The organism is Candidatus Cryosericum septentrionale (assembly GCF_003570995.1).
Taxonomy (GTDB): Bacteria; Caldisericota; Caldisericia; order Cryosericales; family Cryosericaceae; genus Cryosericum; species Cryosericum septentrionale.
Window position 1 is genome coordinate 78,493 of the sequence record NZ_QXIY01000008.1, and the last position, 11,894, is coordinate 90,386.

Below are 11,894 nucleotides of genomic sequence, written 5' to 3' on the forward strand. Positions count from 1 at the left end.
CCTCACCCCAACTACGCTGTATGCCGGCACCAATGGTGGTGGCATCTTCCGCTCCGTGGACAGCGGCGACCATTGGACCATGCTGAATACTGGTCTTGACTTCCTGGGTGCCTATTCTCTTGCCATCGACCCCCTCACCCCCACGACGCTGTATGCCAGTACCGAAATGGGCGTCTTGCGCTCCGTCAACGGCGTCGCCACGTGGGGTGCCGTGGCGGACACTGGTCTTAAGGGTGTCCAGTGTCTTGCTATCGACCCCATCAATCCCACCACCCTATATGCAGGCGCCAGGTACGGCGTATTCCGCTCCACCAACAGCGGCGAATACTGGACCCTTGTGAACACTGGTCTTGCCAAGTCGCAGGTCTCTTGTCTTGCCATTGACCCGAAGACACCCACCACTTTGTATGCTGGTACCTGGGGGGCTGGCGTCTTCCGTTCTATGGACGGCGGCGACCACTGGACTGCCGTGAACACCGGTCTTACTAATACGGAGGTCCACTCTCTTGCCATCGACCCCCACACCCCCGGTACCATCTATGCCGGCAGTAGCGGTACTGGCACAGGGCCGGAACCGACCGGCGACATTTTCCGCTCCACAGACGGCGGTGACCACTGGATGGTTGTGAAGACTGGTATTGCCAAGGTCTACTGTCTTGCCATCGACCCCCTTACGCCGACTACCCTCTATGCAGGTATCTGGGGTAGTGGCGCCTTCCGCACCACGGATAGCGGTACGACCTGGACAGCAGTCAGCACCGGTCTCATGAACCACGATGTCTATACTCTTGCCATTAGCCCACACACCCCCACGACGCTGTATGCCGGTACCTGGGATGGACTTTTCCGTTCCATGGACAGCGGCGATCACTGGACGGCCATGAACACCGGTCTCACCAATCGGAGGATCCGTTCCCTTGCCATCGACCCCCTTACCCCCACCACCCTGTATGCCATCACCGGGCTCGACGTTTTCCGGTATGGTGTTGTCTCTGCTTCGAAGAGCGTCATTCAGCTGAAGATTGGCAGTAGGACGATGTACGTGGATGGGAGCCCCGTTGCCCTGGAAGCAGCCCCCATCATCCTGAATTCGCGCACCCTCCTCCCCATCCGGGCAATCGTTGAAGCCACTGGAGGGACCATCGCCTGGGAAGCGTCGACACGGAAGGTCACCATTGTGCGGAAAGACAAGACATTGGAACTGTGGATCGGCAAGAACGTAGCGACGCTCAATGGTAAGTCGGTCAACATCGACACCGATTCCAGGGTCGTGCCGATCATCAGGAGTGGAAGAACACTCCTTCCTCTCCGGTTTGTCACCGAAGCACTCGCGCTGGACGTCCAATGGAATGCGACTACCCAGGCGATCACGATAACGTATACACCGTAGCAGGAAGCGATACGAAACCCCTGGGTCAGAGGGACTGACCAGGTTGGTCACACGGCCCTGAATAGCCCGAGGAGCAGAACGCTTGTTATTCTTCGCACGCGAGGTTACGGTGGCCGTAATGCTACGAGAAACACAGGAGTTCAAAGGAGGCTTTGGTTATGAAACGATCCGTCCGCTTCGCATTGATCCTGGTCTTGTGTCTTGCCTTGAGCTTTTCGGCTGTGCTGGTCGGTACCCCCATCGCGCAGGCGGCAGATACGGCTACCTGGACACGGCTCCCTCCGCTCTATGGGGGCAGCGTCTCCTTTCTTGCCATCGACCCCATCACCCCATCTACCCTGTATGCCGTCACCGATGGTGGCGTCTCCCGCTCCGTCAACAGCGGCGACACATGGACGGCGGTAAACACAGGTCTCGCCAACTTGTCTGTCTCCTGTCTTGCCATCAACCCCAAGGTCCCAACCACCCTGTACTCCGGCACCGGCGGCGGAGTCTTCCGCTCCACGAACAGCGGTGACACATGGACGGCGGTGAACACCGGCCTTACGAATCGGAACGTCAATTCTCTTGCCATCAATCCCAAAGCTCCCTCCACTCTGTATGTGATCACCGGTGGCGGAGTCTTCCGCTCTGTCAACAGCGGCGACACATGGACGGCGGTAAACACTGGACTTGTCGCTCAGACTGTCTACCAGCAGGGTGTCTACTGTCTGGCTATCAACCCCCTCACTCCTTCCACGCTGTATGCCCTCAGCGACAATTATGGTATCTATCGTTCCACGGACAGCGGCTCCCACTGGACAGTGGTGAACTCTGGGTCGGTCTCCTGTCTTGCCATCAACCCCGTCACCCCTTCTATCCTGTACACCGGCGCCGATAGCCGCGTCTTCCGGTCCGTCAACGGCGGCGCTCTCTTGACGGCAGCGAGCAAGGGACTTACCGCTCAGCTTGTCTCCTGTCTTGCCATCAACCCCAAGGCTCCCACCACGCTGTATGCCGGTACCGATAGTGGCGGTGTCTTCCGCTCCACGAACAGCGGCGCCACGTGGACGGCAGCGAACACTGGACTCATGGCTCAACGTGTCTTCTCTCTCGTCATCAACCCTCTCACCCCCGCCACCCTGTATGCCGTCACCAATAACGGCGTCTTCCGTTCCACGAACAGCGGCGACACATGGGCAGCCGCGAACACTGGACTCACCCAAGCGGCGGTCACGTCCCTTACCATCAATCCTCTCACACCGACTACCATGTATGCTTGTACCAGCGGCGGGGTCTTCCGCTCCGTCAACAGCGGCGACACATGGGCAGCCGCGAACTCCGGCCTTACCCAAGGGACTGTCACATGTCTTGCCATCAACCCTCTTACCCCCACTACCCTGTATGTCGGCAGTATCGGTGTTGATACGCGGCCCGAAACGGGCGGCGGCATATTCCGTTCCGTCGACAGCGGTGAACACTGGACAGCGGTGAACACTGGACTCACCCACAAGGATGTTCTGGATATTGCTATCGACCCCCTGCATCCTGCCACTCTGTATGCCAGCACCGATAAGGATGGCGGCGTCTTTCGCTCCGTCAACGGCGGCGACACATGGACGGAGGTGAACACTGGACTTGGGCTTGTCGCTCAGACTGTCTACCAGCAGGGTGTCTACTGTCTTGCCATCAATCCCCTCACTTCCACCACCCTGTATGCCGGTGGCACTGGTGGCGTCTTCCGTTCCATGGATAGGGGTGACCACTGGACCGCGGTGAGCACCGGCCTCACTGGTTACGAGGCCAGCTTTCTTGCCATCAACCCTCTGACTCCCACTACCCTGTATGTCGTCATGGCGGGAGAGTCCGAAGCGGGTGGTTGGGTCGGTGGTCTCTTCCGGTCCACAAACAGCGGCGATACATGGACGGCCTTGAGCCCTGGTCCCACCAATCAGTACGTCAACTCTCTCGCCATGAATCCCCTCACCCCCAGCACCCTGTATGCCAACACCGATGACGGCGTCTTCCATTCCACAGACGGCGGTGACACATGGACGGCGGTGAGCCCTGGTCTCACCAATCAGGACGTCAACTCTCTCGCGATAGATCCCCTCAGCCCCAGCACCCTGTATGCTGGGACCTACGCTAGTGGCGTCTTCCGCTCCGTCAACGGCGGCACCACCTGGACTGCAGTGAACGCTGGTCTTACCAATCAGGGCATCACGCCTCTTGCCATCAACCCCCTCACCCCTACCACCTTGTATGCCGGCAGCGGCGGTGGCGTCTTCCGCTCTGTCAACAGCGGCGACACATGGTCGGCCATCGGTCTCACCGACGAGTATGTTAAATGCCTTACCGTCAACCCTCTCACTCCCACCACTCTTTATGCGGGCACCCAGAATGGCGGCGTCTTCCGCTCCACGAACAGCGGCGACACATGGACAGCGGTGAACACCGGCCTCACCGACACGTATGTCGTGGCTCTTGCCATCGACCCTCTTAGCCCCACCACCCTGTATGTCGGTATCCATGGTGGTGTCTTCCGCTCCACAAACAGCGGCGACACATGGTCGGCCATCGGTCTCACCGACGAATATGTTGAATGTCTTGCCATCAACCCTGCAACCCCCTCCACCTTGTATGCCGGTGCCCAAATGGGTACCGTGTTCCGCTCCGTCAACAGCGGCAGCACATGGACGGCGGTGTATACCGGTCTGACGACCGGCAGCGGTGTCAACTACCTTGCCATCGACCCTCTCACCCCTACCACTCTGTATGCAGGCACCCAGAATGGCGGCGTCTTCCGTTCCATGGACACCGGCAGCACCTGGACTGCAGTGAACTCCGGTCTTGCCAATCAGGGCTTCACGTCTCTTGCCATCAACCCTCTCACCCCTACCACCCTGTATGCCAGCATCTATGACAGTGTCTTCCGTTCTACAGACAGGGGCAACACATGGACAGCGGTGAACACTGACCGTATGCCAGCCTTCTGTCTTGCCATCGACCCCCTGACTCCCGGCATGCTGTATGCCGGTGGTATTGGCGTCTTCCCGTATGGTGCCGTGTCTTCGTATGCGCTCACGACCACTGCGTCGCCTGCTACCGGCGGATCGATCGACCGGTCTCCCAAGGCTGCTTCCTACGCCGCTGGTACAGTCGTCACGCTTACTGCCTCTCCGGCTGCCGGCTACGTCTTCACCGGCTGGTCCGGGGTTCTCTCCGGCACAAAGAACCCGGCGACTGTGACGATGGATGCAGACAAGAACATCACAGCATCCTTTGCTGCGAAGGTCAAGAGAGTCATTCAGCTGAAGATTGGCAGTAGGACGATGTACGTGGATGGGAGCCCCGTTGCCCTGGAAGCAGCCCCCATCATCCTCAATTCGCGTACCCTTCTCCCCATCCGGGCAGTTGTCGAGGCCACGGGAGGGACTATCGTCTGGAATGCGTCAGCACAGAAGGTCACGATCATGCGAGAAGGCAAGACATTGGACCTGTGGATCGGCAAGAACGTGGCGAAGCTGAATGGCAAGTCAGTCAACATCGACATCGATTCCAAGGTCGTGCCCATCATCAGGAGTGGAAGGACGCTCCTTCCTCTCCGGTTTGTCGCAGAATCACTCGCGCTGGACGTCCAGTGGAATGCGGCTACCCAGACGATAACGATAACGTACACACCGTAGGATAGAGTGACGGGCAACCCCCGGTCAGTGACCCTGACCGGGGGTTGCGTTTTCTCCGTGCCACGGAAATTCCATCAAGAGCTCAACCCCAGTGAGACCCTTTGTTGAGAGAATGGGGGCTACAATGGGGCGCTAACTCCTTGCTTTCACCGCGCTGCGCGGCCGGCAAAGCGGTCCACGCTGTCTTATCCATTATCGCTGTCTGAACTTTCGCTGCAAACGCTTGTCCTGCTATACTGCATTCATGAAACGCCCGGATGACACATCATACATCGAGAGTGCCACCGCCCGGAAGGCTGTGAGGAGCGCAGGCGCTGATCTCTCGGTCGATCTGACCGCCGTGGAGCGCGTGCAGGCAATGGTTCTGGGCTGGTATGCGACTCACGCACGTCGTTTTGTGTGGAGAGTCCCCAATCCCGACCCCTATGTCGTTCTCGTGTCCGAGACGATGCTCCAGCAGACCCAGACAGCTCGCATCCAGGAGAAACTACCCCTCTTCCTTCGGCAGTATCCTGACTTCAACGCGCTTGCAGCCGCAGACAATGCAACCATCATCCGTGCATGGCAGGGCATGGGTTACAACAACAGGGCTCTGCGGCTGCGAGACTGCGCGCGCGCCGTCGTCGAGCGCTTTGGCGGGCTTCTCCCGGACACCGCCGATGACCTGCGGTCGCTCCCGGGTCTCGGCCCGTACACGGTGTCGGCCGTCCTCTCATTTGCGTTCCATCGAGATGTCATCGTTCTGGATGTCAACATCCGCAGGCTATACAGCCGGATTTTCGGGCAACTCACGACAACAGTCGAGGTCATGCCTGAATCCCAGCTGCTGCATGTCGCCAGTGAAGTGTATCCCCGCGGGCGCAGTTCGGAATGGCACCAGGCCTGCATGGACATCGCCGCGCAGTATTGTACGGCACGTGCCCCCCGATGCCTGTTCTGCCCCGTCACCAAGGCCTGCCGTTCAGCGTTCAGGCTTGCCGAGGCTGTTCCACCCCGAGTCTCCGAGCCCTCTCACCGGGGCAAGCCGAACCGTATCTGGCGTGGCCGCATCGTCGAGCTTCTGCGCGGCCTTCCGTCTGACCAGACAATGGGGCTCACAGAACTACGGACCCTCCTGTTCCCAACGGAAGAAGAAACCGATGGGCCCTGGCTGGAACGCATTGTGGCCGCCCTCGAACGCGATGGACTTATCGACCGTGACTTGGCAGCCAACGATATCAGGCTGCGCTCCTGACTTTCCAGCATCGGCCGCCGAACAATCCAGCACTAACAGTCAGAGAGGTCGCGCTGTACCAGCAGGCCCATAAGTGGCCACCAGGAACCGGAATCCCAGCTGACTCGAACAGCGGTCAGCCTTTCAGGGTGAGGGTACCCTGGTAGACTGCCCAGACGGCCTTTGACAAGGCTGTCGTGAATCCGCACTTCTCCAGCTCATAGAGTGCTTCGGCAGTGGTCCCGCCTGGCGACGTGACGAAGTTCTTGAGCTCAGCAACATGTTTGTGGCTGGACCGAGCGAGCTTGAGCGAGCCTTCCATTGTCTGCAACACCAGCTCCAACGCTATGTCGCGCTGAAATCCAAGGTGTACGGCGGCGTCCACGAAAGCCTCGATGAACATGAAAACGTACGCGGGCCCGGTGCCGCTCACTGCCGTTGCCATGTCCACGTATTGCTCTTCGTCGACTTCCATCTCGATACCCACTGCACCAAGCACCGAACGGACCAGCGTCCGGTCCTCCTGCGTTACCTGGGAGCCGGCCATCCAGACACTCACCCCTGCACCGATCTGGGCGGGTGTGTTGGGCATGCATCGCACGATACGGTCATGACCTGTACCTTCCCTCAGCCTCTCGATACTGGCTCCAGCAACAATGGACAACAGCACCTGTTCCGGCCGCATGGCTCCCTTGATGTCAGCAAAAACACGCTCGAGATTCTGGGGCTTCACCGCCAGGAGAACAATGTCCCCGAACTGGACTGCCTCACGGTTGGAGAGCGTCGTGTGAACGTGGTTTCGCTCGCGCATGACCTCAAGCGTAGCCCAGCTACGAGAACTGACCATCACGTCGTCCTCGGACACAATACCCTTGGCTAGGAGCGATTCGACGAAGGCTTTGGCCATGACACCTCCGCCGATAAACGAGATTCTTGGCCTGTCACTCATGCGGCAACCTCCTTGACGGATATCAAATCATACCGCCTTTCGCTGCATGATGCCATGAGCGCATCGACTCATTGTGTCCGGCAGACCGATCAACCTCTGGAGATCAACTTCTGCACGTTCTCCACCAGCTGGTGCAGGTCATACGGCTTGCCCAGGAACCCCTGGACACTGTTCTCCTCGAGCATCCGCCTGACGGCGCCGTTAGAGGTGTACCCGGAGTTCAGCAGGATGGGGACCGTGGGGTCCAGGGCACGGATGGCCCGCACGATTTCGTTGGTGGTCATGCCCGGCATAGTCATGTCCAGCAGGATGAGTCCGATGCCTACAGGGTGATCCCGCAGGACGTTCAGGGCCGATGCCCCGTCCGCCGCTGTCAGGACCGTATACCCGCTCCTGCTCAGGAGAGCCTGAGTGACCGTGCGCACGATTGGCTCATCCTCGACCACCAGGACTGTTCCGCTGCCTGCGTTCACAGGGATGGATGCGGGAGCAAAGGACTGCCTGGGTTCTTCCAGGCATCGAGGGAGGTAGATGTCGAAGGTCGCCCCCGAACATGTTTGTCCAATGCCCCCGAGGATGTTCTTCCAATCCCCCCGAGGATGTTCTCCCAATCCGAGGGGTGCTTCTGAGGGGTACTTCTGAGGGGCGGTTCTCCCGACGCCTTCCGTGGATACTGCCGTGATCCAGCCGCCGGCCTGCTTGACGGCACCGTAGACGATGGAGAGGCCCAGCCCCGTGCCGGACCCTATTGGCTTGGTCGTATGGAAGGGCTCGAAGAGATGCTCCAGGATTGCTGGCGGAATCCCGGGACCGGTGTCCGTGACGCTCAGGCGGATAAATTCCCCTGTGCGTGCAAACGGATGGGTCTGGACGTATTCCTCCCCCACAACCTCGTTCCTGGCACGTATCGTCAGCATCCCTTTGCCCTCCATGGCATCCCGTGCGTTCACTGCCAGGTTGAGCAAGATCTGCATCATCTGCGACTGGTCCAGCAGGACGTTCCAGGCCGTGTGCTCGTAGTCGCGGACGATATCTATGGTTGCCGGCAGCGATTGCTTCAGGATGGCCAGGGTCGCATCGAGCGCGTCCGCGATCTTCATGGGCAGCGGCAGGACCATGGCACTGCGGCCGAAGGTCAGCAGTCCTTGCGTGAGGTCCGCCGCCTGACGGGCAGCGGTCTCGGCTGCATTCAGGTTTTCCAGCAACGGGTCGGCAGCAAGCAGACCCCCGCGTATCAGGGCGATGTTGCCCAGGATGCCGGTCAGCAAGTTGTTGAAGTCGTGTGCCACCCCTCCTGCCAGTGTCCCGATGGCCTCCATCTTCTGGGACTGGTGAAGCTGCGCCTGCAAGGCCTCCTTCTCTGCCTCCGCCTGCTTGCGCTCGGTGATGTCCCAGAAGGAGATCTGCACGCCGTTGATTTTCCCGGCACCGTCATAAATCGGCGTCTTGTAGCTTTGGATGACCCTCGATTCACCGCCGAGGACGACACGCTCTTCGATGAATTCCCGAGCTTGCCCGCTGTCCATCACGGCTCGATCGTCACGCCGATATTTCTCAGCCAACTCCGGCGGGTGCAGGTCAAAATCAGTCAGGCCGATGAGGTCAGCCAGTGATGGGTTCAACGCTTCCAAGAAGCGTTGATTGGCAAAGGTGAAGCGTCCTGACAGGTCTTTGCGGCAAATGCTCAGGGGCGACACTTTGACGAGCGACTGGTAGAGCGCCTCGCTCTCCCGCAGCGCCTCCTCCGACCGCTTGCGGTCCGTGATATCACGGTAGATGGCATAAACCGCCTCCTGCTTCCCTGCGATGAGAATAGGTGCGACGATGAGGGACACATCAACGAGGGTGCCGTCTTTCCTGCGCCGCACCGTTTCCAGAAGAGTTGTTTCCCCTTCACCGACAGACCTTGTGATCGTTCTGGCTTCTTCCTCGCGCCCGGGAAGTGCCACCATGTCGTCGATGCTTCGTCCGACGGCTTCATCAACGCCATAGCCAAACATGCGCACGAACTCCGCGTTTACCCGCATGACCCGGCCTTGGCTATCGGTGATCGCAACGCCTTCCGGGGCTGTCTCCACTAGTCGGTCGAAAAACGCTCGCTCCCGCTGAGTCTCTTCCTCTGCCCGCTTGCGGTCCGTGATGTCGCGACCGATACCTACCAAACCGACAATCCGGCCGTCCTGGTTCCGCAATGGAAGTTTAGAGGTGAGCAACCAACGTTTCTGTTGTTTCTCGTCAAATATATACTCTTCCCTATTGAGCACTGGCTCACCAGTTTGTATCACCAATTGATCGTCAGCAAAGAACTTCTCCGCAAGTTCTTTTGGATAAATACCGAAATCGTCCTTGCCTAAAACATCAGCTTCCGATTTCGCTCCGATGTAGCGTACTTCAGCTGAGTTGACAAGTGTCTTGCGGCAGGCCAAGTCTTTGGAATAAATTGAATCCGGAATATTATCGATAAGTGTACGAAGCAGTAATCGCTCATTGTAGAGTGTTTCCTCTGCCTGTTTGCGCTCGGTGATGTCGCTGATGAATCCTTCTATGTAGAGCAACTGCCCGGCATCGGAGAAGATGCCTCTCCCTCGCTCCCACACCCAATGATCGGTTTCTCCGCTGGCGACGACAATGGGGTACTCATGTTGGAAAGCCTTTTTCTGCTGAAGACAATCCTGCACATTCAGCCACACCCGCTCCCGGTAGTCTGGGTGAACTATGTCGTTGAAGGTCAACTTCTTGTTGTGCAGAAAATCTTCGGGTGCATAACCCGTTATGTCCCTGCACCCATCACTGATGAACGACATGGTCCAGTCGCGGTCGTTCTCGCGACGATAGACAAACCCGGGAAGATTGCCGATCATTGTACGGTAGCGTTCCTCGCCATCTCGCAGCGCCTTCTCCGCCTGCTTCTGCACTAAGGAATCCTCGCCAGAACGAATTTCCTTGTCAATCATGATCGCCCCTCTTGCCTGTTTCCGGGGCACGTTTGGCAACGCAAGCCCCCCGCACTGCCCGCGACCGTCTTGTGCATGTTCTTTGCATTCGCTTTGCTCCTGAACTCTCCTTGACTTCGTCGAATGGCAGTTCTCTTGCCACACGCGCGAAAAGTGGGGGACTCGCACGATCCTGCTCTCAGGATAGTCGTGGCACAGAACGGGTCAAGTGCTGCATCGACTCATCCAACGTAGAGGTGAACTACCTCCGTAAACTCATGAAAACTGGAGGTGAAGGATGGTAGAAGAGTGCTGGTCCACCTCCATTCTTACGTGAGTTGACACGTCAGCGATGTGGACAAATGCGCGTCTTGCCATTCACCGGCTTGCCCCACGGAACCATTGACGCAAAACGCTGCGCTGCTATACATATTGTAGTAGTTGGATTCTGAACACGTATTCGCGACCCGGCGCGTGCTCGCCGGGGAATAGGAGGCAAACAATGGAGCCAGTACGCAAAATCTTGATCATACTGTCTACGGCCGAACGCGAGAAAGCCATCGCCGGCTTGATGTACGCCAAGAACACCCATGACAACCACTGGTTTGATGATGTGCGCGTCATTCTGTTTGGCCCTTTCGAACGACTTCTCGTCGAGGACAAGGAGATCCGGGACCTCGGTGCGGAGATCTTCAAGATTATTGCTCATCCCGTCGCCTGCAATACGTTCGCAGACGACCCGGTCGTGAGCGATGCCATCAAGAGCTTGGGGTGCGAGATCGATCAGGTGGGAGGCATCATCTCGGAGTGCATCCGGAACGGCTACGTTCCTCTCGTGTTCTAGACGTTCCGTCTCACCATAGTCGCATAAATCGCAAGCGCCCTGGTTTCCCGGGGCGCTTGCTTCTTGGATATCCTCTACGCTACTTCTGTTTCCTCTCACACAACTCAAGAAGAACGCCGTGCGTTGCCCTGGGGTGAACGAACGCTATCCGGGCCCCGCCCGCACCGTTGCGAGGCGTCTCGTCGATCAACTGGATACCCTTGGCTTTCAGCTCCGCGAGAGCCGCTTCGATATCGTCGACTCGGATCGCGATGTGATGCAGACCCTCGCCGTGCTTCTCGATGAACTTGGCGACCGAGCTGTCCGCACTGGTAGGCTCCAGCAGCTCGATCTCCGTGCCGTCGACGGGCAGGAACGCCGTTCTCAGTTTCTGTTCAGCCACCTCTTCGATACTATGTGGCTCGATACCCAGCGATGTCTCCCAGAATGATAGCGACTCCTGCAGGTTGGTAACAGCAATTCCGATATGATCGATGTTCTTCAGGTTCATGTGTTCCTCCAGCTTTGCTCAAAGATGATGTCTGCCAGCGAGTACGGGTCGCTCTGCTTGCTGGCGACCTTCTCCAGCTCGGCCTGAACTGCCGGCTGGTCCAGCTGCTGTTTCATCGTGTCTGCCAGGCGCGCCTTGAGAATCTCGAGCACGTCGAGCTTGGCCATCCGTATCTTGAGTGCACCCAGCTTCCCAGAGGCCACGAGATGCGCGTGATGCCGTTCGATCGTGTCCACAACGCTTTCAATGCCCGTGTTCTGTTCGGCCGACACCTTGAGTACGGGCGGGTTCCAGCCCGTCGTCATCGACAGTTGCAGGACAGATTCGACCTGCGTTGCCGTACGGTCTGCTCCATCGCGGTCCGCCTTGTTGACGATGAACAGATCCCCGATCTCCATGATACCTGCCTT

The 11,894-nt window shown here is 58.5% G+C and carries 7 protein-coding genes and 1 pseudogene; 4 read left to right on the top strand and 4 right to left on the bottom strand.

What is annotated here, in order from left to right; translation table 11 throughout:
* From SMC1_RS10850 to SMC1_RS02505, 3 genes are all read left to right on the top strand, one after another.
* A partial coding sequence (locus SMC1_RS10850) for a stalk domain-containing protein (protein ID WP_243626455.1) occupies positions 1–1,390 on the top strand: 1,390 nt, incomplete at its 5' end.
* A 158-nt stretch (positions 1,391–1,548) separates the two neighbouring features.
* Positions 1,549–5,055, top strand: coding sequence for a stalk domain-containing protein (locus SMC1_RS02500; protein WP_119085230.1), 3,507 nt, complete (start codon positions 1,549–1,551; stop codon positions 5,053–5,055).
* A 298-nt stretch (positions 5,056–5,353) separates the two neighbouring features.
* Positions 5,354–6,289: a hypothetical protein gene (locus SMC1_RS02505; protein ID WP_207799271.1), complete on the top strand. Its 936-nt coding sequence runs from the start codon at positions 5,354–5,356 to the stop codon at positions 6,287–6,289.
* A 115-nt stretch (positions 6,290–6,404) separates the two neighbouring features.
* On the opposite strand, the gene proC is transcribed toward SMC1_RS02505, so the two are convergent.
* Both proC and SMC1_RS02515 read right to left on the bottom strand, forming a co-directional pair.
* Positions 6,405–7,217 (bottom strand): pyrroline-5-carboxylate reductase, encoded by an 813-nt coding sequence (gene proC / locus SMC1_RS02510; RefSeq protein WP_119085232.1) that lies wholly within the window; start codon positions 7,215–7,217, stop codon positions 6,405–6,407.
* Positions 7,218–7,306: 89 nt separating this feature from the next.
* Positions 7,307–10,171 carry a PAS domain S-box protein gene (locus SMC1_RS02515; RefSeq protein ID WP_119085233.1) on the bottom strand — a complete coding sequence of 955 codons (2,865 nt, stop codon included), beginning with the start codon at positions 10,169–10,171 and terminating at the stop codon, positions 7,307–7,309.
* 481 nt (positions 10,172–10,652) lie between these two features.
* Here SMC1_RS02515 and SMC1_RS02520 point away from each other — a divergent pair, with 481 nt between their 5' ends.
* A complete protein-coding gene (locus SMC1_RS02520) occupies positions 10,653–10,994 on the top strand; it encodes a hypothetical protein (RefSeq protein WP_119085234.1) in 342 nt (113 codons plus the stop codon).
* Between the two features lie 79 nt (positions 10,995–11,073).
* Here SMC1_RS02520 and mce read toward each other — a convergent pair whose 3' ends face one another.
* Both mce and SMC1_RS02530 read right to left on the bottom strand, forming a co-directional pair.
* Entirely contained in the window at positions 11,074–11,484 is a 411-nt protein-coding gene (gene mce / locus SMC1_RS02525; RefSeq protein WP_119085235.1) for a methylmalonyl-CoA epimerase, read from the bottom strand.
* Positions 11,481–11,894: pseudogene (locus SMC1_RS02530) on the bottom strand (methylmalonyl Co-A mutase-associated GTPase MeaB); the annotation flags it as partial. The gene mce and the pseudogene SMC1_RS02530, both read right to left, overlap by 4 nt.